We start from the raw sequence: 24,628 nt of genomic DNA on the forward strand, positions 1-24,628 counted from the left end.
ATACTGCTATACTCATTTACTGGCGATGGCCGTCCCTTTGGGGGCATCCGCGGGTTTCAGCATCTTTGCAGATGCCAATAGTGCGCCCCCGACAATTAGCAGGCAAGCAATAGCGATGGTCCAGCTTGCTTGGGCCAAGCCGACAGCAACCAATAGTAATGTGCTGAGAAGCGGTGCCCCATAAGATAGGGCACCCAGAACCTGGATTTCGCCATGCTTTGTGCCGTAATCCCAGACAAAAAAGGCAAGCCCAACGGGGCCAAGGCCAAGGGCTAGGATTGCGAGCCATTGTGTTTCTGTCGGCGGCACCCAAGTTTCCGTGCCTAGGTGGAAAACAAGACCTAGCAAAGCCGTCGCACCGCAAAACCCCGTGACAGCATCACTTGGAACTTCTTTGAATTTTCGGTTAAGAACAGAATAGCCTGACCAAGTCAGTGCACATGCTATAGCTGCCAGATATCCCATGTAGTGATCTGTATTCCACGACAGGCTTTGTCCTTTGGTGACAATCAGGACAGCACCGGCCAGCCCGATAAGAGTACCGGCTACATGAAACCAGTATAGTTTCTCTCCTGGTAACAGAGCAGAGAAAAAAACGATGAGTAGTGGCCAGAGATAGGCGATCAAACTGGCTTCAACGGCTGGGGCATTGTGCAAGGCGATGAAGTAAAACAGGTGATAGCCAAAGAGGCCACCGACAGAAACAATCCATACAATGGGTTTTTGCTTTAAACTTTTAAAAGAACTCCTTCCTTTACAGGCCAAAAGTATAAACCCAGATACAAAAGCAATAAAGAATGTGAGGGCTAAGAGCTGGAAGGGGGGGATACCTTTTGCCCATGTGGTGAAAAGCGCGAGAAGAGCCCACAAAAGAATAGCAATCGTGCCAATAATAGTGGCGCGTACATGAGGACTTGGTGTGGTTGTCATTTCTGCCTGTTCCTAAACGGTGGGTCAAAGATAAGGCTCGGAATGTAAAGATCTTCACGGAAATGTCTTGTTCCAGATTCTGTTTGTTTGGACCGAAAGTCTGATTCATATCGTGTTATGATGGGCGCGATCATTTCCGGGGGTTATACCAAAGTTGTTCCGGTAAGATCTGCTAAAGCTACTTTGATCTGAATAGCCAACATCTTGGGCGATCTGCACAAGAGGCAGTTTTGTATTTAGAACGAGCTGTCGGGCGTGTTCCAGTTTCAGGTTGGTTTGAAATTTTTGCGGTGAATAACCCAGGTAATTACTGAAAAGAGCATGAAGATGACTGACGGAGAGACAGGCTTTGTTAGCGATATCTTGTGATGACAGCTTTCTGGTGTGGTTCTGTTTGATAAATTTCAAAGCGCTTTGTAGCTTTTGCGGTAACTTGTCCTCAGTAGAATTATTGCGGTCGGCCAAGGCTAGCAAAAATAGTTTTATGCTCTGTTCACCGATGGTGCTCAGGGTTTGGTCTTTGAGCTCAGTCGCTGTAAATTTGCTAAGATTTAAAAGCCCGTCGTCTAATGGAAAGAGAATTTGATTGTGAGCGCGATCCCAGAGTGAATTCAATTCGGGCATGTAATTGGCGTCGTTGAAGTCAAAGTCAACAACCGTGAAGCTGTTGGGATTTACCCCCCGAAATGCATGAGTGTCATTGGCCGTGACTATCGCGACTTGATCTATTCTTGCCACTCCCGAGGATTGTTCAGCCTCCAGCTCCAACTCTCCCTTATGTGGGATAATCAGCTGGTGAAAAGCACTGTGGCTATGACTTTTAAAGTCACTTGTATAGGTTCGACGGTTTGCTCTCATCGCTATATTTTATCAGGGTGAACAGCAAAGCCAAGCTATGTTGTTCAAAGCCTCGTGTACTCTTTTGTGTGCTACTTTAACAAAGGTATTCTGGACGAGGTGTTGATGAAACAGATCATCTTCTTAATCACAAGTTAAAACAATTTCGTATAATATATGTTATCTTCGTTGATCATATTGCTAAAGAGCAAAGGTGAGATTTGATTGTTTTGTGATCTGTAATCAAAGTATACGATTACTATGGACTGGTTGGTGTCTATGAGAGTGTGTGGATATGGGACTGTATTTTACCTGCTGTTAAGCTTGCTCTTTGTTCCTGCACAGGCGCAAAATATATACACAGAAAATTTTCCGCCTTATAACTATCAGGTTGATGGGAAATTATCGGGATTATCCAGTAAAATTATCCAGCAAATGGCCCGTGAAATAGGTGCTGAGCCTTCCATCACCTTCTTGCCTTGGTCAAGAGCCTATAAATATGCAAAAGAGAGGGCGAATACCGGTATTTTCTCTATTGTCCGAGTTCCTCCAAGAGAAGCTGACTTTCAATGGGTTGGTCCTATTGCGACTGTAAATATGGGGATATATACATCTGAACTTAACGATAATGAATACTTTGGAGAAAATGAAGAACGTCTAGAGCAGGCCAAGGAGGCTGTTAGTGTTGGGGTGCAACGAGGAGGTGCCGCAGAGAAAATCCTTATGTCGATGGGTTTCAAAAATTTGTACCATTCCGCAACGACGCGCAAAGCTATTCTGAGATTGATCGACTATCGATACGAGTTGTTGGCTCTTGATGGCAATTATTTAAAGTTTATATTAGAAGCTGAAAATATTCCGCTATCGCGTATTCGTAGGGTTGCGGATATCGGCGAGTTTGATCTCTATCTTGCTTTTTCAAATAGTACGCCAACGGAAGTCGTTGAAAAATGGCAACAGGCACTGGATATCATTAGAAATCGTTCTTTGAGCGAAGACAAAGGTGTTGTGAATTAATACCTTACCATTTTAAATTGATCATAGGCGCAAGCCGAAACCTTACCTTTGTACAAATAATGTGGTGGCGATATTACGGCAACAACTGTGATTTCTGCGTTATAAAAACATTGAGTTTTTTAGCTTACAAGAGCGTGCCACTCTTGCTCAGTCAGGGTTTTGACACCCAAATCAGCAGCTTTTTTCAGTTTGGAACCTGCGTCTGCACCAGCTACAACGTAATCAGTTTTTTTCGATACAGATCCTGACACTTTTGCGCCAAGGCTTTCTGCCTTTGCTTTGGCTTCGTCCCGGGACATTGTTTGAAGCTTGCCTGTGAAAACAACTGTTTTTCCTGTTACAGGTGAATCAGAGCTGATTTCGAGGATAAATTCTTCAACGCTTATTTGCGCTTTCAGGTCTGTAATGACTTCCTGATTATGGGGCTCATTAAAGAAGGCAATCAGGTCACCAGCCATGGATGCGCCGATGCCGTCAATAGACAGTAATTCTTGTAGAGCATCGCTTTCCGGATCATGGGAAAGTCGTGTAATTTCTTCTATGCGCTCTAGCGTACCATAGGTTTTTGCCAATAATTTGGCAGTGGCCTGACCGATTTGCGGAATACCGAGAGCAAAGATAAAGCGGTCAAGGCCGATCGTTCTTTTGCTTTCAATCGCGTTATACAGTTTTTCTACTGATTGCCGCCCCCAACCGGGTTGGTTACGCAGGGGAGTCAAGCTTCTGCGGTCATTTTCAGCCAGTCGGAACAGGTCTGCTGGTGACTTAATGGTGCCTTGTTCAAAGAAGAATTTTATCTGTTTGTCACCAAGGCCCTCGATATCAAAGGCGTTCCGGCTGACAAAATGTTTCAGCCGTTCGACGGCCTGTGCGGGGCATATCAACCCCCCTGTGCAACGGGTGACAACCTCGCCTTCTTCTTGTGTGGCCTGTGATCCACATTCTGGACAGTGATCAGGAAAGGGGTAGGGGACAGAGTCAGCGGGGCGTTTATCAAGTATAACTTCAACGACCTGTGGAATAACATCACCAGCACGCTGGATAACGATGCTATCGCCTTCTCGCACATCCTTCCGTTCTATTTCGTCTCGGTTGTGTAGGGTTGCGCGCGAGACAACAACACCCCCAACAGTAATTGGTTCGAGGTTTGCAACAGGGGTCAGAGCGCCTGTACGGCCAACTTGGATGGTAATTTCGTTTAGTCGGGTAATGGCCCGTTCAGCCGGAAACTTGTGAGCAATTGCCCATCGTGGTGCGCGACTGACAAAGCCCAAGCGGTCTTGCCAATCAAGGCGGTTAACTTTGTAGACGATACCATCAATCTCATGATTGAGATCGGGGCGGTCGGTCATAATTTGGCGGTAATAATCTAGAACGTCTTCTAATGAAGAACAGATCTGACCGGGATTAACGGGCAGCCCCCAAGCTTCCATTTTCGCCCGGACATCTGTGAGACTTTCACCTAAGGGTTCAGAGGTTTCGCCCCATGCATAGGCATAGAAATCAAGTGGTCTTGCGGCTGTAATTGCGGGATTAAGCTGCCTGAGTGATCCGGCTGCGGCATTGCGTGGATTGGCAAAAGTCTTTCCACCAGTTGATGCCTGATTTGCATTAAGTTCCAGAAAACGGTCCCGACGCATATAAACTTCACCGCGAACTTCAACAACATCAGGATAGGAGGAACCTGAAAGTTTGTGCGGGATACAGGCAATAGTTTTGACGTTTTCTGTGATATTTTCACCAACAGCACCATCACCACGGGTTGCAGCCTGTACAAGGACACCCTTTTCATAGCGGATAGAACAGGAAAGACCATCGATCTTGGGTTCCGCAAATATATTTACAATCTCGTCTTTGCTGAGACCAAGGAAGCGTCTGATGCGGGCGAGAAATTCAGAAACATCTTCGTCAGCAAAAGCATTGCCAAGTGATAGCATGGGGACGCTGTGTTTTATCTTTCCAAAACCGGAAGAGGGCGCAGAACCTACTTTGTGCGTTGGGCTGTCTTCGCGGACAAGATTTGGAAATGCTTTTTCAATGGCTTCGTTCCGACGCCTTAGAATGTCGTATTCGGCGTCAGTTAGTTCAGGCTCATCATTTTGATAATAAAGCGCATCGTGACGTGCTATTTCCTTGGCAAGATATGCCAGCTCTTTCGTGGCTTCTTCAGCGCTTAACCTTTCCGTCTCTGGATCAAAGAGAGAGAATGTAGAGATGTCTTTGGTCAAGGTATTTATCCTAAAAGGCTATCAGCTGCTGAACGTGCTTCATTTGTTATTTCTGCACCAGAGAGCATGCGGGCGACTTCTTCACGACGTTCTTCGTTGCTTAAATGGAAAACGGTAGTGGTGGTCTGATCCGCTTTTGATGACTTCGCGACTTTGAGGTGTTGTACACCTTTTGCCGCGACTTGTGGACTGTGTGTGATGACAAGTATCTGTCGCTCATCAGCAAGGCGAGATAAACGCTCCCCAACTGCGTGGGCTGTAGCACCGCCGATCCCTGCATCCACTTCGTCAAAGACAAGACAGTCAACCGGGCTGACCTTTGCCATAACCACTTTCAAGGCAAGTAGGAACCGCGCGAGTTCACCGCCGGATGCTATTTTACCTAAGGGTCCGGGTGTCGAGCCAGAGTTCGTGGCAACCAAGAAAGCAACCTGATCCCATCCGTGTTGGCCCCAGTTTTCTTCTGGCTGGATAATGAGTGATGTCTGAAAAACAGCACGTTCTAGCTTTAGTGGAGGTAATTCATTGTTGATTGCTAAATCAAGCTCGGTCGCTTTTTTGTGTCGGGATTTACTTAAATTTTCAGCTGCTTTGACGTACTTACTTCTGGCTTCTTCACACAAGCGATCAAGTTCCTGCAAATGTTCATTGCCAGTGTCGATCAGCTTTAACTGTTCTGCGATGGTATCTCTTACGGTGGCCAGTTCTTCGGGTTCTACGCGGTGTTTGCGCGCGAGATCTTGGTAGAGAAAGTAACGTTCTTCTGTTTCTTGAAGGCGTGTTGGATCAAGATCTAAATCGTTTGAGATATCTTGTAGAGAACCGAGAGCATCCTGTACTTCAAATGTTGCACGGTCCAGCGCTTCTATAACAGGTTGCAGCTTTTCGCCTACATTTTCTGGCGTTGTTGTCAGATACCGCTGGGCTTCAGCAAGAGAGTTTTCAGCGCCACCGATGCCGTTGTCACCGCTAAGTTCCAGAGTACAGGCATTCATTGCCTCTATAAGTTTTTCACTGTGGATCAGTAACTGTCTTTGTGATGATAGCGAGGCTAATTCGCCCTCTACGGGAGAGAGTGTATCAAGCTCTTCCAGTGAGTGACGAAGGAATGTTTCTTCCCGTTGGGCCTGAGCCAGCTTTTCATCAGCTTCAGATCGTTCTTTTACAAAGCGTTGCCACTTTTGCCAAAGTGCTGCTGTTTCAGAAGCTAGGTGATCGTTGTCACTTGCGGCATCGAGTAGGTTTCTGTGGTTGCTTTGATCTAAAAGGCCACGTTGTTCAAACTGGCCCTGTATTTCGATCAGTAAATCGCCTGCTTGCCTGAGAAGATTGGCTGAAACAGGTGTATCATTAATATAGGCGCGGCTTCTGCCATCAGCGTTTAGGACCCGTCTAAAAACAAGTAGGTCATCCTCTACGGAGACATCTTTTTCCTTGAGAAAATCAAAAACGGGGTGTGTTTGGGCCGGATCAAAAACTGCAGATACGGTTGCTTTGTCTGTTCCTTGACGGACCAGTCGTGATTCTGCTCGGGCGCCAAGTGCGAGCCCCAGTGAATCCAGTAAAATTGATTTACCCGCTCCGGTCTCGCCTGTCAGGACACAAAGACCATTTTCAAAGGAGAGTTCAAGGCGGTCAATCAAGACGACATTGCTGATAGAAAGATTCAGCAGCATGGAGCATCTACCCCTAGAGAATGGAATCCCAAACTTCAGAAATCCAAGAACCATCTTTTTCTTCAGGTTCCAGATCTTGCCCTGTCAAGAGCGCGTAGCTGTCTTGGTACCAGCGTTCGCCGGGGAAGTTATGCCCCAGGACCGAAGCGGTCGCTTGTGCCTCTTCAATAATACCAAGCGCAAGATAGGCTTCAACAAGACGGTGTAATGCCTCTGGCACATGCGTGGTTGTCTGGTATTGACCAATCACCATTCTGAAACGGTTAATCGCAGCGAGGTATTCTTTACGATTGAGATAAAAACGACCAATGGTCATTTGCTTTCCGGCTAAGTGGTCGTTTGCCAGATCAACTTTTAACTGGGCATCGCGCGCATATTTACTATCAGGGAACCTGCGGACAACATCTCGTAATGATGTGAGGGCATCGCGAGTCATCTTTTGGTCGCGGCCAACATCTGAGATTTGCTCGTAATAACAGAGAGCTTTCAGATAATAGGCGTAGGGTGTATCGCGGTTTCCCGGATGCAGATCAATAAATCGGTCCAGTGCACTGATTGCGTCGTCGTATTTATTTTCGGAATAGAGAGCAAAAGCGGCCATAAGTTGTGCTTTGGATGCCCAGACTGAATAGGGGTGTTGGCGTTCTACTTCGTCAAACAGTCTGGCAGCATCTTCATTTTCACCCGCTTTCAGGGCGTTGTTGGCGCTATTATATAGCTCTTCAACGGGACGCTCCTCATAGACTGGCTTTTCGTCCGAGCTACAGGCAGCTAAAGACGCCATTAGGGATGCGGCTAGAAAAACTTGTTTACAGGATTTATCAATCTGTTGTCCGAAGAGACGGAAATTCATTTTAGGTAACTCTTTATCCAAAACCAAATTACGCATTCCCAAATTACTCATTCGGGCTTAATCCACTGGCAAACTACACGGTAAATCATGCCAATGGTAGGGGTATAACCACAGCACTATAAGGCTTCAAACTCTTGTCCTCAAGCATCCTAAAGATAACTTGATGGCAAAGTCGTGAAAAAAATTATTTTAAGGGTGTAAGAAATGAAAAAAGCCCAGAAATTCCGGGCTTTAACGATGGTGCAGTAAAAGGTGAATTAAACCAAAGCAGCGACGGCACGTTCTGGTGCAACATAGCTGGAATTTACAGGAATGTTACTTTCGTTGGTCGGCAAAGTGGCCCATTCCCAAGCGCTGTTGTCAGAAAGAAGCTGTTTTACCAAGCGATATGTCTGGGCATGCCCACTTTTGATGCCGTGGTAGTGACCAATAATCGGTGCACCGGCAAGGAACAGATCGCCGATAGAATCCAGAATTTTATGACGGACAAACTCGTTGCCATACCGAAGGCCGCCTTCGTTCATAATCGTATCACCATCAATAACGATGGCATTGTCTAGGGAACCGCCGCGGGCAAGGCCCATTTTCCGAAGTTGATCTGCTTCATGCAGGAAGCCAAAAGTGCGTGCACGGCTAACTTCCTGTTTGTATTGATCTGGACGAACTTCCATAAAGAGTTCCTGGTGTCCGATTGCCTGCGTATCAAAATCAATTTCGAAACTAACTGAAAAACCTTCAGCAGGGCTAAGGATACCTGAACGCGTTTCTTCGTCGTCACGTACTTCTTTAAGAATGCGTATGGCACGCTTTGGTGCGTTTTGTTCAACAACACCTGCGCATTCAATTAAAAAGACAAACGGGGATGAACTGCCGTCCATTACAGGTACTTCACAGGCATTGATGTCAATGCGACAGTTATCGATACCAAAGCCGGCAAGTGCTGACATTAGGTGTTCGATGGTGCCAATTTTTACATCGTCTTTCACGAGAGTTGTGCAAAGTGGAGATTCAATGGCGTATTCCCAAGTCGCTGGGATGATAGCGCCTTTTCCGGCTACGTCGGTGCGGTGGAAAACAATGCCACTACCCGGCTCAGCAGGATGAAGCGTCATAACAACATTGTCGCCAGAGTGTAGCCCGACACCAGAGCAATTAATTGCACTTTTGAGTGTCTTTTGTTTCAGTACACGATTAGCAGATGTGTTGGTTTTCATGAGTACGCTTCGTTTGTTAGTTAATCCCCCCGGAGCAGCCGAACTGTTCATCCGATAAAATGCAACAAGGGAACGATAGCTCGTCCCCCTGTTTCTAACAAATCACTGTTTGTTTCAGTATGTTACGAAATGTAACGTACTCTGAAATATTTGCTCTTAATTCGCCTGACGCCGCAGAAATGCTGGGATATCCAGAAGGTCTTCTTCGGCAGAAGGTGTCTGAAGTCGGTCTTGAGGGTCTAAGCCAGTCAGTCTTGGTTGCTGGCTTGGCTTTTGGGCGTTGCTAGATGCAGGCGATTCGGATGGTGCTGCCGCTGGTGCCACAGCTGTCGCGGTTTGTGCGTTTACAGTTGCTTTCCCCATCTGAAGTTCGTCTTGTTCTTCTGACTGTGTCGCAGCTTGAAGAGCACGGGCCGCACCGCCAGTGATACGTCCAAACAAGCCGCGACCTTTTTTGGACGCGTCTTCGTGTTTATCAGTCCCGTTAGCCAGGGCAGCAGCTGCAAAAGGATCAGCTTTCTGACCTGTCACCTGTGGGGCCGCCGGCTTTTGGTTTGCAACAGTGGTTGGTGTCGGGGCAACAAAGGTGTCGTTCTTGATTTCAGCTTGTGGTGCTGTCGCGGAAACTGGCTGAGTATCTGCTTCACTGCGTGTGATTGCTGATTCGATGCTCGTCTGTGACGGGCCTGTTTCAATAACAGGTTGAGCAGCAGGTTCTACGCTTGCCGCAGCGGGTGGTGCCAAAGGTGCGGCTGGCTGAGGTGTGTCAGTAACAGCAGCTACTGCTTGTTCTTGTTGTGGCTCAGCGGGTGCTTCTGGTGTTACATCCAATGGCGCTGGTGGTGCTTTAAATTCTTTGGGTTCAGCGGGGCGAATGTTTTTCATTGATTCAGCATCAATACCTGTCGCAACGACGGATACCCGCATGGTACCTTCCATATTCGGATCGTAGGTAGAACCAAAGATGATGTTCGCTTCTGGATCAACTTCGTCACGGATACGATTTGCAGCTTCATCCACCTCAAACAATGTGAGGTCGGGTCCACCAGTGATGTTGATCAGAACGCCACGTGCGCCTTTCATGGACACTTCGTCGAGAAGCGGGTTGGAAATAGCAGCTTCGGCAGCATCCATTGCACGGCTTTCGCCATCGGCTTCACCTGTTCCCATCATGGCTTTGCCCATTTCGGTCATTACAGCACGAATATCAGCAAAGTCGAGGTTGATCAGGCCTGGCATAACCATAAGGTCGGTGACGCCACTTACGCCAGAGCGCAAAACATCATCCGCCATTTTAAAGGCATCAGCGAAAGTCGTTTTTTCGTTGGCAATTCTGAACAGGTTCTGGTTTGGAATGATGATCAGCGTATCAACATATTGCGCCAGTTCTTCGATGCCTTTTTCGGCAAGACGCATGCGGTGTACGCCTTCGAAATGGAAAGGTTTGGTCACAACGCCGACAGTCAAAATACCCGCATCACGGGCTGATTTTGCAATTACTGGTGCTGCACCTGTTCCGGTGCCGCCACCCATGCCAGCGGTGATGAAGACCATGTTCGAGCCTTCGAGGTGACCAAGGATTTCATCCATGGCTTCTTCTGCGGCAGCTTGCCCAATGTCTGGGCGAGACCCGGCGCCAAGGCCCTGGGTAATGTTTCTGCCGAGCTGGATCGTGCGCTCACATGATGACTGCGCGATTGCTTGCGCGTCGGTATTTGCTATCAAAAACTCGACACCCTCCAGATTACTCTGGATCATGTTGTTTACAGCATTACCGCCTGCACCACCGACCCCTATAACAGTAATCTGAGGGGTCAGTTCGGAATCAACTGGTGGTACATCTAAATTTAAAGCCATCACTAACCTCCGTTGCACGCCGACTCGGCGCATTCGTTTGTCAAGTTGTACTATAAAGTAGTGGAATCAGTCGAGCTAATTCCTAACTTTTTATTAAAAATTTTCACTAAACCACTTCCCAAACTTGTTTATGAAGTTCTGAGGCTGAGTCTCCTCGGGGGTTTTCTCGGTCTGAACATCATTGTGGGCAATGGTTGCGTAGGTTAAAAGACCTGCGCAGGTAGAGAAGCTTGGGCCGCCAGTAGCGTCGGCCAAACCGTTTATGCGTATTGGTCTACCGATCCGAACCTGCTTGTCGAGAATTAAGCTGGCGAGATCTGGAAGACCTGGAAGCTGGCTGGCGCCCCCGGTTAAAACAACCCGTCGTCCGCCGATTTTGTCAAAACCACTCATTTCCAGTTTTGAGCGGACGATTTCAAAGGTTTCTTCTAGTCTTGGCTGTATGATGCCGACCAGAAGAGATCTTGGTACTTGCTGTGGTTGGCTACCAGCTTCTTCACCAACCTGTGGAACATCAATCATTTCTCGTTCGTCTGTCACTGTCGCAACAGCATGACCGTACAAGGTCTTCATGCGTTCAGCTTCGGCAACAGGTGTGGAAAGCCCGCGTGCAACATCATTTGTTACATGGTGACCTCCAACAGGAATGACGTTACTAAAGACCAGCTTTCCTTCGCTGAAGACCGCGATGGATGTTGTGGTGCCCCCCATATCAACCAAGGTGACGCCGAGTTCCATTTCATCGTCAACCAGACAGGCGAGACCAGAAGCATAAGGCGTGAGCACAAAACTCAAGGGGTCAAGGTGACAGCGTTTGACACAGGTGGTCAGGTTTCGCAAAGAATTTGCCGCTGCCGTAATAAGGTGCATTGTCACGCCCAGCATCTCGCCGTGCATTCCCCGTGGGTCTTTGACACCTCGGTTCCCGTCGAGGGTAAAACCCGTCGGCAGAGAGTGAATGAGTTGACGCCCTTGTTCCGGGTTGCCTTCCGGCCCTTGAATTTTACTGGCATGCTCAAGGGCCTGTTTTAGGTCTGTCTCGGTAACTTCATGACCATTAATAGCAACTTCCAGATTGATGTTGTGGGATGTTGGCGACCCGCCAGAAAGGTTTACGAGTACAGTATTGACCGTTTCACTTGCCATTTGTTCAGCAGAATGTACCGCATTGAGTATGGAATCTTCCAAAGCTTCCATATCAACAATGTTGCCGCTTTTCATGCCATGGCTGGCCTGTTGCCCTATACCGATTACCTTTGGCGGGTTATCGCCATCCATTTGGGCTATGAAGCAGCAGATCTTGCTGCTGCCAACATCAATGGCCGCAATTGTTCCATGTTTAATGGCCCCGGGGCTCCGCTTCATGATTGGCGGTTTCCTTGGGTAGAAGGTAGCGTCGTTATGTTTGTCCGAAAACGTGGGGACAGTGCCATTAAGTTTTCTTTCCTTTTACTTTCTTGGTTTTGTTTTTCTCTGACCCGCCAGATGTTCTGACGATGAGACGGTCTCTCAGGCGTAAATCAACGACGATAACGTCGCGTTCCAAAACGCCTTCGTCCCGTTCAATGCGGGCAAAGAATGACCAGGCGTCACTTGCGTCTTCTTCGGGAAGTTGGACATCAACACCATTGTTAAGGCGGATGTTCCAACGACGCCCGCTAACTCGAACGGCAGCTTTCACTCGGTTACCGAGTTCGGGCTCACTTTCGATAAGGGCGAGAACTTCGCGGGCGTGATCAGGTGCGTCCGGTCCAACGATAAGAGGGAGCTTTGCAAATTTATTGGCCTTGGCAGATGTGATCACTTCGCCGCTTTGATCGATGACGTGAAGAACACCTTCTTCTTGCCATAGCGCAAGAGGTTCTCTTTCCTCTAGGCTAACGTAAATAACATCGGGAAGGCGACGTTCAACGATAGCTCTCTTCACCCAAGGTAATTCTTCAAGATCCGCTTTTGCCTGTTCGGGAGAAAAGGATAAAATCGGGGTGCCGCGTTCGACGTCCAGCTTGCTGAGAATAGCCGCAGCGTTGCTTCTTTTGCGACCTTCGACGAGGACATCTTCAACGGATAACCCGGCGTCTGCTGTCATGCCGTGAAAATCTTCAATGCTTTGATCAATTTTTTCCGGGATCCAGCCGTTTGTCCACAAGACAGTGACGAGACCAACAGTTGCAACAAGGCTTCCTGCCGCTGTGCCCCAGAAAACTTTCCGCCAATTAGTGTCACGAAAAGGAATTTTACTCCTTTTCTGAGGTCTTTTACGTCTGCGGGTGGTTTTTTTATTACTACTCATAGCTCCTCCTTGTTCCCCAAGGCTTCTTGGACCATCCAGGAACAGAGTTCAGAGAAAGAAATACCGATATGTTTGGCCTGTTCGGGAACCAGACTGAGATCTGTCATTCCGGGCTGAGTGTTGGTTTCCAGATAATAGAGTTTGCCATCACCATTGGACGTGTCGTCGTATCTGAAATCGCTTCGACTTACCCCGGCACAGCCAAGAATTTGGTGTGATTTGAGTGCAGCATCCATTGCTTCTTGATAAATTGCCTCGGGAATAGGTGCGGGAACTATATGGTCCGTTTTACCCTCGGTATATTTGGCTTCGTAATCGTAAAAACCTTCTTTGGGGGAAAGCTCTGTAACTGCAAGGGGTTTGTTACCCATTACAGCAACAGTCAATTCGCGTCCGGGAATATAACGTTCAACCATTATGTCGCCGGCAAATCCGAGATCTTCGCGCGTCGTTGCAATGTGATTATCGCCTTCGAAGACAATGTGAACACCGACGGACGAGCCTTCGCTTAAAGGTTTAATCACATAAGGTCGGGGCAGAGGATCGCCCGCGACCAGATCTTTTGCTTGAATGCTTTTGCTTTCGGGGACACGGACACCAACTTGTTCGACCATAGCCTTAGCGCGTTCTTTGTGCATGGCAAGGGCAGAACTTAAAACTTTGGAATGAGTATAGGGAATAGATAAAAGTTCAAGAAGACCCTGGACACAACCGTCTTCACCCCATTGCCCGTGGAGTGCGTTGAAAACGACAGTCGCGTTGCTTTCCTGTAGTTGGGCGATCAATGCCGGGATGTCTTGGGAAACATCTATCTCGGATACTGTGTAACCAGCCTCGCGTAATGCCTCAGCACAGGCAGCACCACTGGCAAGAGATACGTCTCGCTCAGCTGAAAAACCACCTTTTAGTAATGCGACATGACACGTCATAAATGTTTCTTCCTTTATATCTTTCTAGTGTTCGCCAGTTTTATGATTTGGTGCTTTGTGCCCAAGACGCTTAATTTCCCAGTGCAGCTCAACATCAGAAGTTTCCTTAACTCGTTTTCTGACTTCTTCGCCGAGATTTTCAAGATCGCTCGCGGATGCTTTGTCATTGTTAATTAGAAAATTACAATGCTGTTCGGATACCTGAGCGTCACCAATCTTAAGGCCTCGGCATCCTGCTTTGTCGATTAGCTGCCATGCTTTGTTGTCATCAGGATTTTTGAACGTACTACCTCCTGTGCGAGACTTGATGGGTTGCGTGCTGCCCCGTGCATCCTGAATTTCCTTCATTCTGGCGGCAATCTCATCCTGATTGCCTGCTGTTCCAGCAAAACAAGCGCGAACAAAAATCCACTCTTCTCCCAAGCCGCAATGACGGTACGCATAATCCAACTGATCTGGTGTAAAGCGTTTCAAGTTTCCTGAAAGGTCGATTGCTTCGGCCCAAACCAGAATGTCTTTTGTCTCACGTCCATAAGCCCCGGCATTCATGCGTAACGCACCGCCAATTGTGCCGGGAACGCCACAGAGAAATTCCACGCCGGTAATGCCAGCTTTCATTGCTGTTTTCGCGACCTTTACGTCTAAGGCTGCGGCACCTGCAATAATCTGATTTTCTGTTTCGTCTGATGTTTCTACCTTGGCAAAAGCTGGTCCTAGACGAATAACAACACCGGGAATGCCGCCGTCGCGGATCAATAAATTTGACCCGACCCCGATGACAAGTACTGGTGTTTCTGCGGGTTTGTTCTTTAGAAAGTGAATCAGATCGTCCTGATCTGCTGGTGTATAGAGCACATCTGTTGGCCCCCCGACCTTAAACCAGGTGACCTTTGCTAATTGCGCATCAGTCTTATAGCTGCCCCTGACTTGGGGCAGGCTATGTATAAGATGGTTTTCTGAGGGGACTTGTTGAGACATGCTTATTTACGGCCTCCGGAAAGTGCTGTTTCTAGCTGATCTGGTAAGGCGTGGGCCCAGGCTGAAATAGATCCGGCACCAAGGCAAACCACAACGTCACCTGTGTTTGCCGTTTTTGCGATTAATTCAGCTAGGTTTTCAGGCCCTGATAGAGCAACTGCATTTCTGTGCCCACGGGTAATAAGCCCTTTTACGAGGCTATCACGGTCTGCGCCTTCTATCGGTTCTTCCCCAGCGGTGTAAACGTCGGAAACGATAACCTGATCCGCATCGTTAAAGCAGGAACAGAAGCCTTCGAAGTGATCTGAAAGACGGGAATAGCGATGGGGTTGTACGACGGCAATCACTTTGGAATTTTCGTCGATGGCCTGTCTGGCTGCTTGTAAAACGGCAGCAATTTCGACTGGATGGTGACCGTAATCATCGATAATGGTGATGCCATTGACTTCGCCTGTTTTGGTGAAGCGACGTTTTACGCCCTTGAAATCTAAAAGTGATGCCCGGATTTCGTCGTCATTCATGCCCAATTCACTGGCGACAGAAATCGCCGCAAGTGCGTTGAGGATGTTGTGGTTCCCCAGCATTGGTAAACGGCAGTCAGTAATCGTTCTGCTGTCTGCTTCGTTTCTTTTGGAAATAACCACATCAAAAACATTACCCGTTATTTCAGTGCGAACATTAACGGCACGGAATTTTGCCTGTGGGCTAAAGCCATATGTGACAATTCTACGGTCTTCGATACGGCCAATCAGTGATTGAACGACGGGGTGATCAATACAGAGAACGGAAAATCCATAGAAGGGAATGTTTTTCACAAAGGTCGCGAAAGCATCATGGAGTGCTTCTATTGAGCCATAAAATTCCATGTGTTCCGGGTCAATATTTGTAATGACCGAGATCGTGGCGGGTAGCTTGATAAAGGTGCCATCACTTTCGTCGGCTTCAACAACCATCCAGTCACCATCGCCCAAGCGTGCGTTGGTGCCATAGGCATTGATAATGCCGCCATTGATAACTGTCGGATCAAAACGTCCGCCATCAAGAAGTGCCGCAATCATAGAGGTTGTTGTTGTTTTACCATGCGTCCCGCCCACGGCAACGCAGGATTTGAAACGCATCAGCTCAGCAAGCATTTCGGCACGTCGAACAATCGGGGTCAGATTATTGCGTGCTTCTTCTATCTCTGGGTTATCAAGTTTGATCGCAGATGATACCACAACAACACGGGCGTCTTTCACATTCTCAGCCTTATGGCCGATCATAACTTTGATACCCATGTCGCGCAGACGGAGAACGTTGGCTGATTCAGCGATATCGCTGCCTTGAATTTGATACCCAAGATTGTGGAGGATTTCGGCAATGCCGCTCATCCCGATACCGCCAATGCCGACAAAATGCAGAGGACCTATGTCTAGCGGCATGCCTTTCATGCTACTGCCCCCGTTGAAACGTTCTCGCTTGTTAATTTTTCGTCTCCGTTACTTTCTTTTATGCCGCACACAACATCTGCGAGATTACTCGCGGCGCCAGTAATGGCACTGTTGCGGGCACAAGATGCTGATCTTTCCAGCAGTTGTGTGTGTGAAAAAAGTGAAATTAATCTATCAGCCAGTTTTTGCGGCTCTAGACAGCCTTGCGCCATAAGCCATCCAGCCCCTGCGTCTGTGAAATCACTAGCATTTTCAGTCTGGTGGTCGTCCGTCGCATGGGGGTAGGGAACAAGAATGGCAGGGCGTCCGGCTGCGGCCAGTTCTGTTACTGTTGAAGCGCCTGAACGACAAATAGCGATATGTGCGGCTGCAAGCCTCGCGGGCATGTCATCAAAAAAGACCCTGAGGTCCGCTTTGATGCCTTTGGCATTATACAGAGCCTCGATTGCCTCTGCTCCTTCGCCACGTACCTGTTGCGAAACATGAAGACGTGTCCGAATCTCTTCGGGTAAAAGGGCTAGGGCTTCTGGAACGACAGTATTAAATACGGTTGCGCCTTGGCTGCCACCCGTGACAAGGATGTTTAGCACGGACTGATCAGTTGGTGCCTGATAATCCACTTCTCGTAGGGCTAAAATTTCAGGACGAACCGGATTTCCCGTCAGGGTGATTTTTTTCTCTAACCCTTGCGGAATATGGCTAACGCTTTTGAACGAGGTACAAATGCCCAGAGCTTTACCAGCCATTAATCGATTGGCACGACCAAGGACTGCGTTTTGTTCGTGCAGGTAAAGAGGAATGCCGAATTGTCCCGCGGCTAAGCCTGCAGGCACAGAGGCATAGCCGCCAAAAGCTACCACAACATCGGCTTTGATAGATTTTAGAAGTTTTCGGGCTTTCAGGGTGCCGATGAAGATTTTACCGAGACTAAGGACTTTACGTACAATGCCGCCGCCCGCAACGCCACCAGCAGAGACACGATAGACTGTAACGTCTTTCAGGTCTTCGCCAAATCCGGCACCCCTAAGATCTGTCACAAGGCTGACTTTGTTGCCACGTGCGAGTAATTCTTCGGCAAGGGCGCGTGCGGGGAACATATGTCCCCCCGTTCCGCCCGCTGTCAGTACGATATGCATTGGTTTTTTCGTTATCATTATATGCCCCCGTCATAATCGCCATGGGGGCGGCGTCTGGTAAAGGCCAGTACCATACCCATGCCGACAGCTAAGGCGAGTAAAGAAGAGCCGCCATAGCTGATGAAGGGGAGGGTCATACCTTTTGTTGGGATGAGGTGAATTGCAGATGCCATGTTAATAATGGCCTGAAGGCCAAATTGAACGAGCAAACCAGTGCAAGCCAACAGGACAAACAGGTTGTTTTCTTGTAATAGACGGCTAAAGCCGCGCAAGACAACGAACGCGAACAGACTAACAATAATCAGGCAAGCAATTAGTCCAAGTTCTTCACCTGCAACTGAAAAGATAAAATCGGAATGCGCGTCGGGCAACTGTGACTTTACAGTACCTTCGCCAGGCCCCTGTCCAAGAAGGCCACCATTCTTGAAAGCTTCCATAGAACGGTTGACTTGATAACGACTTCCTGCGGCAGGATCGAGGAAACCGTCAATACGAGCGGTAACATGAGGCAAAGTGAAATAGGCGGTAATCAAGCCTAGGGCCGCAAAAAGAATAAGACCGCCGACCAAAATCATCGGAAGTCCTGCTAAAAACAACTGAACACCACCGATGGCAGTGACAACAACGGTTTGCCCCAAGTCTGGCTGCATAAGTAAAAGGCTGATGACAACGAGCCAGATACCAATCGCTATCCATGTGCCGGGAATGCCTTCGTCACTTTTTGCACTGGCAAGCATCCAGGCGACAGTGACGGCAAAAAAAGGTTTTACAAATTCAGACGGTTGTAGAGAGAAGCCCAGGATGTTGATCCAGCGTGTCGCACCTTTAATCTCAACCCCTAATAGAAGTGTTGCTAATAATGCAAGAACCGTCAGTCCCATACCGATAACGGCAAAACGGCGCACTTTTTTTACAGGCATTAGGGAGATGCCGATCATGAAAGCAGCAGCAGCCGGGAGCAACAGGAAATGACGTTTCGCGAGCTGGAATGTACCAACACCACTGATCCGATCCGCCGCGGCGGGAGAGGCGGCGAGAACTAACAGCGCACCAAAGCCCATAAGAGCCAATAATGCGGCGAGATTCCAACGATCTACCGTCCACCACCAACGACCTAGAACAGATGTGTCTGTACGAGAAAATGTGCTCATGAGGCAATTTCCTTTACAGGCTGGCGTTTAATCTTGCTCACACACTCTTTGAAGTGATCGCCCCTTAGCTCAAAGCTGCGGTATTGATCCCAGGAAGCGCAAGCGGGGGAGAGGAGCACGACAGGATCTTTTTGGGTAGATTGTGCAGCATCATTTGCTGCTTTTGTGACGGCAACATCCAATGTTCCGCACATTTCAAAGGGGAGAGAACTACCAATTTGTTTTGCAAAGGCATCCGCACTTTCGCCAATCAGATAAGCTTTGCGAATACGAGGATAATAAGAAGACAAACTTTCGATGCCGCCTTCTTTTGCCCGGCCGCCTGCGATCCAGTAAATGTTGTCATAACTGCCGAGTGCGCGTGCCGCTGCATCTGCGTTTGTCGCCTTTGAATCATTGATATAACGAATATGGTTGTCTGTCGTTACAAGCTCTTGGCGGTGTGCCAAGCCAGGAAATGATTTCATCCCGACGATAATTTCTCTATCCGTCAGTCCGATAGATCGGCAGGCAGTAAAGGCGGCTGCAGCATTTTGATGATTATGGTTGCCTGGTAAACGTTCGATAGCGTTTAAATTTGCAATCTCGTTTTCGGCGGCAAAGGCATCGTCAATCAAATGGCCTGCAACGACAAAAACACCTTCAGCCAGTCGGGTAGATCCTGAAATCGGTATTGTTTTAACTGTTCCGGTTTGGTTTATCTTGTCAAACACCTCGTGAGAATAGTCATCATCCATGCCAATGATGGCTGTATCGTTTTTTGTCTGGCGCTCAAAAATATGTTTTTTTGCTTTGATATAGCCATCTATATCGCCATGGCGATCCAAATGGTCGGGGCTTATGTTCATGAAAAGCGCAATATTAAAAGCGAGCTGGGATAACAGATCAAGCTGATAGGACGACATTTCCAGAACGTAAACACCCGTAGCGTCAAGTTGTGGTAATTCTAGCGCCGGGGTGCCAAGATTTCCCCCGACGGCCACATTACGTCCGGCGGATGTCAAAATGTGTGCGATAAGGCTTGTTGTTGTTGATTTCCCGTTGGTGCCAGTAATACCAATGAAAATCGCTTCAGGTGCTGCTCGGTAAAGAAGCTCGACTTCGCAGATGATTTCAATGCCATTCTTTTTTGCGTCTGTAGCAACAGGGTGCGGTGTTGGGTGTGTCAGGGGAATGCCTGGTGACATCACCAAGGTTTGCACAGCTTCCCAATCACAGTTATTTAGATCGACAAGCTTTAGGCCTGCTTCTTCAGCTTTTTCTCGACCCGCGGGGTTATCATCCCATGCCCAGACTTTTGCGCCTGATTGCGCAAGAGCACATGCGGCAGTCAACCCGGAACGCCCCAGACCTAAAACGGCAAAGGCTTTCCCATTGGTTGAACTGATATATGTGCTTAGGTCGATCATCTTTTCTTATCTAAGTTTCAATGTGGCTAGGCCGATGAGGGCAAGGATCATGGAAATAATCCAGAAACGGATAACAACGGTTGGTTCCGCCCAGCCCTTCTTTTCAAAGTGATGGTGCAGGGGCGCCATTCGGAAAACACGTTTACCCGTGGTTTTGTACGAAGCGACTTGGACAATCACTGAAATGGTTTCAAGTACAAAAAGGCCGCCAATAATGGACAGAACAATTTCGTGTTTGGTGATAACCGCGATGGTTCCCAGTGCGCCGCCCATACTTAGAGAACCGGTATCGCCCATAAAGACCATAGCGGGTGGTGCATTAAACCAGAGGAAACCAAGACATGCACCAACTAGCGCACCACAGAAAACGGTCAATTCGCCTGTGCCGGGCACATAGGAAATCTGTAGGTATTCAGCAAAAATAGTATTGCCGACAAGGTAAGATATCAGACCAAAACAGGCCCCTGCGATCATCACTGGAACAGTTGCCAAGCCATCAAGGCCATCGGTGAGGTTCACTGCATTCGACGCGCCGACCATGACAAAAACAGCAAAAGGAACATAGAAAAGGCCAAGGTTTACCATCAGTTCTTTGAAAAATGGGATCGCAAGATGGGTTCCCATTTCTGGTGGGCTGACAGCCATTGTGCCCGTTGCGGCTAGAACCGAGATCAAGACCTGAGCAAGCAACTTTGCTTTACCCGGAAGTCCCTTTGTATTGCGTTGTGTCAACTTGAGATAGTCATCACCAAAACCAATCAGCCCAAAGCCAATGGTTACAAGAAGAATAATCCAAATAAAAGGGTTGCTTAGGTTTGCCCAAAGCAGCGTGGAAACAGAAAGGGCAAGCAGTATGAGTGCGCCCCCCATTGTCGGGGTTCCCTTTTTTGTCAACAAATGGCTTTCAGGCCCGTCATCCCTAATAGGTTGGCCTTCACCTTGTTTGACTTTAAGCCAGCGAATGATTTTGGGACCAAAGATAAAAGAAATAAGAAGGGCAGTTAGAACAGCCCCGCCACTTCTGAAGGTAATGTAACGAAAAACATTAAATAATGAATAATCATCAGCCAACGGCAGGAATATTTCATACAACATTACTCTTCACCTCCATTGCTTTGTGCGGATAGAGATTTCAGAGCTTCTATAATCACGGACATCTTACTTCCCAATGATCCTTTGACTGATACAACGTCATCGGCCTGAAGTTCCGTGGCCAGAACGACGGCTAATTCCTGTGAATTTTCTGTGTGAGCACCGCGTAGTTTCTCGGGCAGGGCCTCGTGTAAGGCTTTCATGTACTGTCCGCAAGTAAATACGAGATCTATACCTGAATCATTAAGGGGCCCAGCCAGATCGGCGTGTATTTTCTTTGCATTTTTACCAAGTTCCAACATATCGCCGAGAACAGCTATTCTACGCCCTGTGTTATCAGGAGCGGCATTTGCTAGAACATTTAAGCTGGCTCTTACTGATGCTGGGTTGGCATTGTAGCTGTCGTCGATAAGTTCGAAGTGTTTCCCATTGGCGAGTTTCTGGACAGATTTTTCACCCCGACCAGGGAGGCCGTGGACCGTACTTAAATCTGTCGCAGCTTTTTCAACATCAGCGCCAACGGCATCAACAGCTGCCAAGGCCGCCAAACTGTTTAATATCCAGTGAAAACCGGGGTTGGAAATTGTATAGTCGATAATCTTCCCACAGATATCAGCTTGGACCCGACTGTATTCAGCAAACAGCTCGTACCCGATCAACCTTGCCTGCGCTTTGGGGTGTTCCCCGAAACTGATAATATTCGTGATGCCGTTTGCCTGTGCTCGTTCGGCCATTAGGTCAAAAAGCGCATGGTCACGGTTTAGTATTGCAACACCATCAGAAGTCATTGCTTCGAATATTTCGCACTTTGCTTCAGCAATTTCTTCGAGAGATTTAAAGAACTCAAAGTGTGCAGCTTCGATTGTACTGATAATCGCAACATCGGGGCGAACCAATTTGGTTAATTCCCGAATTTCACCTGTGCTGTTCATGCCCATCTCGTTGACGGCATAGACTGCATTTCGTTGCATCCTCGCCAAACTGAGCGGCACACCCCAATGATTGTTGAAGCTTGCGGCGCTGGCAGCGGTTTCTGCTTGCTGGCTTAGGCAGTGTCGTAGAATTTCTTTGATAGTTGTTTTACCTACCGATCCTGTGACACCAATGAATTTAGCAGTGCTGTTTGCCCGAGCCGCAGCCCCAAATCTATTGAGGGCGCCAAGCGTATCATCAACGATTAAAAGAGGTGCGTCGTCGGATAGGCGTTCTGGCCGACGTTGCACAACAGCCGCAGAGGCACCTTCTTCAAAAGCCTTGGCGACATAATCATGTCCGTCAAAGTTCGGGCCTTGCAGGGCAAAAAACAGGTCACCTTTGTCCAGACTTCTGGTGTTTAGGGATAAGCCTGTTGCCTGCCAGTCATGTGTATTTTCTCCACCCGTTGCACTTGCTGCATCTGCGGCTGTCCACAATACTTCACGCATGATCAGGACCTCCTGAATTCCGGGTTTCTAACGTATGATTTATTGCTTCTTGGGCAACAATGCGATCATCAAAGGGAAGTACCTTATCGCCGATAATTTGGCCGCTTTCATGACCCTTTCCGGCAATAATAAGGAGATCGCCGTTATTAAGAGCTGAAACAGCCTTGAAAATGGCTTTTCTGCGATCATCTACTTCAATGGCATTTGGGGCCGCAGCCATTGCTTGTGCACGAATGGTTGCGGGATCCTCTGTTCTAGGGTTGTCGTCTGTAATGTAAGCTTGATCTGCTAACTTATCTGCAATCCCACCCATCAGGGGACGTTTTCCGGGATCGCGATCTCCGCCACAGCCAACAATAATGGAAAGCTTGCCAGTTGTGTGTGGGCGCAGTGCTTGAATGATGGTTGCAACAGCATCTGGTGTGTGGGCAAAATCCACATAAACCGTTCCGCCCTTGGCTGTTTTGCCAATTTTTTCCGCGCGGCCGGGAACACCCTTTAGATTTGGTAAGGTTTTCAGTACCTCTTGCAGGTCCGCGCCACAGGCAAGGGTTAGGCCAACCGCGGCCATGATGTTAGCTGCCTGAAAGCTACCCGTTAAAGGCAAGGTGATCTGGTAAATTTCACCAAAAAGAGACAGGGTTAAATCCTGACCGTCTGTTGTTGGGCTTTGTTTTACGACTTGCAGGTCACTAGGTTTATGTCCATAGCTGATAATCGTATGATTTCTGTCGGCACAAACTTTTGCAATGCGCTCGTATTCCGGCATGTCTTTGTTGAGAACAGCAGTTGCCCCGTTCGGCAATAGGTCACTGAACAACCTTAGTTTGGCATCCAGATAGCTGGCCATATTGGGATGATAATCCAGATGATCCTGTGAGAGGTTGCTAAAAGCCGCTGCTTTCAAACGCAGACCATCAAGACGGTATTGGTCCAAGCCGTGGCTGGATGCTTCCAAAGCCAGATGGTTGTAGCCAAGATCACCAAGATCTTTGAGGCTATTGAAAAGACCAATAGAGTCAGGTGTTGTTAAGGCTGCTGGCGCGTTTGGAATAGGGGGGTAAATACCAAGGGTGCCAAGGCTGGCTGCCTTTTTGTCAAGTGCTTCCCAAATCTGGCGAGTAAAAGTGGCAATGGATGTCTTGCCATTGGTGCCGGTAACCCCGATCACTCTCAGATGGCGCGACGGATGCTCGAAGAAGCGATCGGCAATTCGGCCCAGACGGGCGCGCAGACCAACCACGGGCACAATCAATGCGCCGTGGCGCTCATGGCACTGCCGCTCCTGCTCGGACTCAAGCAGAATGGCCGTGGCACCGGCGCTGATGGCCTGATCCATATAGTGCTCTGCGGGCGTTCGGGCCCCGGCCAGCGCAATAAAGGCGTCACCGGACTGCACTTTCCGGCTATCCGTCTTCAGGCCGTGGATAGTGACATCGAAGACCGATGGCACCTCAATAATGCCCTGAAGCAAAGTGCTGATGGATGTGATGCACATGGCTTACCCTCTCCCCCCGGAGGTCACTTGCGAAACACGGGTTTCGCTGACTTCCAGTTCAGGCTTCACATTCAGCAGTCGCAGCGCGTCACCCATCACCCGGGCGAATACCGGCGCGGCAACTTCACCGCCGTAGTATTCCCCGGCCTGCGGCGCATCCACGGCCACAACGGTCACAATTCTGGGGTCATCAATCGGTGCCATACCGGCAAAGATGGCCTTGTATTGACTGTCTTCGTACCCGTTTGCTCCCACCAGGTGAACGGTCCCGGTTTTGCCCCCGGCCGCATACAGCCCGGGCTGGGCACGCTTGCCAGTACCACGGGCAACCGCCTGTTTTAGCATGTCCCGCACGGCTCGCGTAACCTGCTCCGACAGTACACGTTGCCCCTGCGGCCTCTGTTCCTGCTTCATCAGGCTGAGCGGATAACGAACTCCGCCATTGGCAATAACCATATACGCCTGTGCCAGTTGCAAGGCGTTAACGCTCATGCCGTAGCCATAAGACAAGGTGGACTCTTCTACCGGCCGCCATTTCGGGGGGGCCGGCAAAACACCAACGGCTTCCCCTGGGAAGCCGATACCGGTTGCCTGGCCGAGGCCCAGGCGGGCATAGAGGTTTCTCAGAGTATCGCCACCCAGATCCGTTGCGATGTTGCTCACCCCGACGTTGCTG

Annotated in this window: 20 protein-coding genes; 1 reads left to right on the forward strand and 19 read right to left on the reverse strand. The window is 48.6% G+C overall.

Annotation, left to right across the window (positions count from 1 at the left end):
- Nucleotides 1-12 precede the first annotated feature (12 nt).
- Together Q0241_RS22110 and Q0241_RS22115 are read right to left on the reverse strand one after the other, a co-directional pair.
- Nucleotides 13-930, reverse strand: a complete 918-nt coding sequence (locus Q0241_RS22110) for an EamA family transporter (RefSeq protein ID WP_299381469.1) — start codon at nucleotides 928-930, stop codon at nucleotides 13-15.
- 105 nt (nucleotides 931-1,035) lie between these two features.
- Nucleotides 1,036-1,788, reverse strand: coding sequence for an AraC family transcriptional regulator (locus Q0241_RS22115; RefSeq protein ID WP_299381472.1), 753 nt, complete (start codon nucleotides 1,786-1,788; stop codon nucleotides 1,036-1,038).
- A 258-nt stretch (nucleotides 1,789-2,046) separates the two neighbouring features.
- Here Q0241_RS22115 and Q0241_RS22120 point away from each other — a divergent pair, with 258 nt between their 5' ends.
- Nucleotides 2,047-2,784, forward strand: a complete 738-nt coding sequence (locus tag Q0241_RS22120; RefSeq protein WP_299381474.1) for a transporter substrate-binding domain-containing protein — start codon at nucleotides 2,047-2,049, stop codon at nucleotides 2,782-2,784.
- 119 nt (nucleotides 2,785-2,903) lie between these two features.
- Here the strand turns inward: Q0241_RS22120 and ligA are convergent, their stop codons facing one another.
- The 17 genes from ligA to Q0241_RS22205 all read right to left on the reverse strand — a co-directional run.
- Entirely contained in the window at nucleotides 2,904-5,012 is a 2,109-nt protein-coding gene (ligA, locus tag Q0241_RS22125; RefSeq protein ID WP_299381477.1) for an NAD-dependent DNA ligase LigA, read from the reverse strand.
- Nucleotides 5,013-5,017: 5 nt separating this feature from the next.
- Complete coding sequence (gene recN, locus Q0241_RS22130; RefSeq protein WP_299381479.1) at nucleotides 5,018-6,688, reverse strand: DNA repair protein RecN; 1,671 nt, start codon at nucleotides 6,686-6,688, stop codon at nucleotides 5,018-5,020.
- Between the two features lie 13 nt (nucleotides 6,689-6,701).
- Nucleotides 6,702-7,541: an outer membrane protein assembly factor BamD gene (locus Q0241_RS22135; RefSeq protein ID WP_299381519.1), complete on the reverse strand. Its 840-nt coding sequence runs from the start codon at nucleotides 7,539-7,541 to the stop codon at nucleotides 6,702-6,704.
- Nucleotides 7,542-7,798: 257 nt separating this feature from the next.
- Nucleotides 7,799-8,755 carry a UDP-3-O-acyl-N-acetylglucosamine deacetylase gene (gene lpxC, locus Q0241_RS22140; protein WP_299381482.1) on the reverse strand — a complete coding sequence of 319 codons (957 nt, stop codon included), beginning with the start codon at nucleotides 8,753-8,755 and terminating at the stop codon, nucleotides 7,799-7,801.
- Nucleotides 8,756-8,911: 156 nt separating this feature from the next.
- Nucleotides 8,912-10,612: a cell division protein FtsZ gene (gene ftsZ / locus Q0241_RS22145; protein ID WP_299381485.1), complete on the reverse strand. Its 1,701-nt coding sequence runs from the start codon at nucleotides 10,610-10,612 to the stop codon at nucleotides 8,912-8,914.
- A 93-nt stretch (nucleotides 10,613-10,705) separates the two neighbouring features.
- Nucleotides 10,706-11,977 carry a cell division protein FtsA gene (gene ftsA / locus Q0241_RS22150; protein WP_299381487.1) on the reverse strand — a complete coding sequence of 424 codons (1,272 nt, stop codon included), beginning with the start codon at nucleotides 11,975-11,977 and terminating at the stop codon, nucleotides 10,706-10,708.
- Between the two features lie 67 nt (nucleotides 11,978-12,044).
- Nucleotides 12,045-12,905 (reverse strand): cell division protein FtsQ/DivIB, encoded by an 861-nt coding sequence (locus tag Q0241_RS22155; RefSeq protein WP_299381490.1) that lies wholly within the window; start codon nucleotides 12,903-12,905, stop codon nucleotides 12,045-12,047.
- A complete protein-coding gene (locus tag Q0241_RS22160) occupies nucleotides 12,902-13,834 on the reverse strand; it encodes a D-alanine--D-alanine ligase (protein WP_299381493.1) in 933 nt (310 codons plus the stop codon). The genes Q0241_RS22155 and Q0241_RS22160 overlap by 4 nt, the downstream gene beginning before the upstream one ends.
- 24 nt (nucleotides 13,835-13,858) lie before the next feature.
- On the reverse strand, nucleotides 13,859-14,812 hold the full coding sequence (gene murB / locus Q0241_RS22165; RefSeq protein WP_299381495.1) for a UDP-N-acetylmuramate dehydrogenase: 954 nt from the start codon (nucleotides 14,810-14,812) through the stop codon (nucleotides 13,859-13,861).
- 2 nt (nucleotides 14,813-14,814) lie between these two features.
- Nucleotides 14,815-16,242, reverse strand: a complete 1,428-nt coding sequence (murC, locus tag Q0241_RS22170; protein ID WP_299381498.1) for a UDP-N-acetylmuramate--L-alanine ligase — start codon at nucleotides 16,240-16,242, stop codon at nucleotides 14,815-14,817.
- The gene (gene murG, locus Q0241_RS22175; RefSeq protein ID WP_299381500.1) at nucleotides 16,239-17,396 is read right to left on the reverse strand and encodes an undecaprenyldiphospho-muramoylpentapeptide beta-N-acetylglucosaminyltransferase; all 1,158 of its coding nucleotides are present in this window, start codon (nucleotides 17,394-17,396) and stop codon (nucleotides 16,239-16,241) included. Before murG ends, murC begins: the two co-directional genes overlap by 4 nt.
- Entirely contained in the window at nucleotides 17,396-18,529 is a 1,134-nt protein-coding gene (locus tag Q0241_RS22180) for a putative peptidoglycan glycosyltransferase FtsW (protein WP_299381503.1), read from the reverse strand. Before Q0241_RS22180 ends, murG begins: the two co-directional genes overlap by 1 nt.
- On the reverse strand, nucleotides 18,526-19,938 hold the full coding sequence (murD, locus tag Q0241_RS22185; RefSeq protein WP_299381505.1) for a UDP-N-acetylmuramoyl-L-alanine--D-glutamate ligase: 1,413 nt from the start codon (nucleotides 19,936-19,938) through the stop codon (nucleotides 18,526-18,528). Before murD ends, Q0241_RS22180 begins: the two co-directional genes overlap by 4 nt.
- Before the next feature lie 6 nt (nucleotides 19,939-19,944).
- Nucleotides 19,945-21,033 (reverse strand): phospho-N-acetylmuramoyl-pentapeptide-transferase, encoded by a 1,089-nt coding sequence (mraY, locus tag Q0241_RS22190; RefSeq protein WP_299381508.1) that lies wholly within the window; start codon nucleotides 21,031-21,033, stop codon nucleotides 19,945-19,947.
- Nucleotides 21,033-22,454, reverse strand: coding sequence for a UDP-N-acetylmuramoyl-tripeptide--D-alanyl-D-alanine ligase (gene murF / locus Q0241_RS22195; RefSeq protein ID WP_299381511.1), 1,422 nt, complete (start codon nucleotides 22,452-22,454; stop codon nucleotides 21,033-21,035). Before murF ends, mraY begins: the two co-directional genes overlap by 1 nt.
- The gene (locus Q0241_RS22200) at nucleotides 22,447-23,952 is read right to left on the reverse strand and encodes a UDP-N-acetylmuramoyl-L-alanyl-D-glutamate--2,6-diaminopimelate ligase (protein ID WP_299381514.1); all 1,506 of its coding nucleotides are present in this window, start codon (nucleotides 23,950-23,952) and stop codon (nucleotides 22,447-22,449) included. Before Q0241_RS22200 ends, murF begins: the two co-directional genes overlap by 8 nt.
- 3 nt (nucleotides 23,953-23,955) lie before the next feature.
- Nucleotides 23,956-24,628, reverse strand: a 673-nt coding sequence (locus tag Q0241_RS22205) for a penicillin-binding transpeptidase domain-containing protein (RefSeq protein WP_299381516.1), incomplete at its 5' end; no start/stop codon positions are given.

This window comes from uncultured Kiloniella sp. (genome assembly GCF_937128705.1).
Taxonomy (GTDB): domain Bacteria; phylum Pseudomonadota; class Alphaproteobacteria; order Kiloniellales; family Kiloniellaceae; genus Kiloniella.

Excerpts from the sequence above, each read along its gene's own strand:
- murD (WP_299381505.1), bottom strand. The coding sequence starts at position 19,938 with ATGATCGACCTAAGCACATATATCAGTTCAACCAATGGGAAAGCCTTT.
- Q0241_RS22110 (WP_299381469.1), bottom strand. The coding sequence starts at position 930 with ATGACAACCACACCAAGTCCTCATGTACGCGCCACTATTATTGGCACG.
- lpxC (WP_299381482.1), bottom strand. The coding sequence starts at position 8,755 with ATGAAAACCAACACATCTGCTAATCGTGTACTGAAACAAAAGACACTC.
- Q0241_RS22160 (WP_299381493.1), bottom strand. The coding sequence starts at position 13,834 with ATGACGTGTCATGTCGCATTACTAAAAGGTGGTTTTTCAGCTGAGCGA.
- ftsZ (WP_299381485.1), bottom strand. The coding sequence starts at position 10,612 with ATGGCTTTAAATTTAGATGTACCACCAGTTGATTCCGAACTGACCCCT.
- mraY (WP_299381508.1), bottom strand. The coding sequence starts at position 21,033 with ATGTTGTATGAAATATTCCTGCCGTTGGCTGATGATTATTCATTATTT.
- Q0241_RS22115 (WP_299381472.1), bottom strand. The coding sequence starts at position 1,788 with ATGAGAGCAAACCGTCGAACCTATACAAGTGACTTTAAAAGTCATAGC.
- murF (WP_299381511.1), bottom strand. The coding sequence starts at position 22,454 with ATGCGTGAAGTATTGTGGACAGCCGCAGATGCAGCAAGTGCAACGGGT.
- recN (WP_299381479.1), bottom strand. The coding sequence starts at position 6,688 with ATGCTGCTGAATCTTTCTATCAGCAATGTCGTCTTGATTGACCGCCTT.
- Q0241_RS22120 (WP_299381474.1), top strand. The coding sequence starts at position 2,047 with ATGAGAGTGTGTGGATATGGGACTGTATTTTACCTGCTGTTAAGCTTG.
- murG (WP_299381500.1), bottom strand. The coding sequence starts at position 17,396 with ATGATAACGAAAAAACCAATGCATATCGTACTGACAGCGGGCGGAACG.
- ftsA (WP_299381487.1), bottom strand. The coding sequence starts at position 11,977 with ATGAAGCGGAGCCCCGGGGCCATTAAACATGGAACAATTGCGGCCATT.
- murB (WP_299381495.1), bottom strand. The coding sequence starts at position 14,812 with ATGTCTCAACAAGTCCCCTCAGAAAACCATCTTATACATAGCCTGCCC.
- Q0241_RS22200 (WP_299381514.1), bottom strand. The coding sequence starts at position 23,952 with ATGTGCATCACATCCATCAGCACTTTGCTTCAGGGCATTATTGAGGTG.
- murC (WP_299381498.1), bottom strand. The coding sequence starts at position 16,242 with ATGAAAGGCATGCCGCTAGACATAGGTCCTCTGCATTTTGTCGGCATT.
- Q0241_RS22180 (WP_299381503.1), bottom strand. The coding sequence starts at position 18,529 with ATGAGCACATTTTCTCGTACAGACACATCTGTTCTAGGTCGTTGGTGG.
- Q0241_RS22135 (WP_299381519.1), bottom strand. The coding sequence starts at position 7,541 with ATGAATTTCCGTCTCTTCGGACAACAGATTGATAAATCCTGTAAACAA.
- Q0241_RS22155 (WP_299381490.1), bottom strand. The coding sequence starts at position 12,905 with ATGAGTAGTAATAAAAAAACCACCCGCAGACGTAAAAGACCTCAGAAA.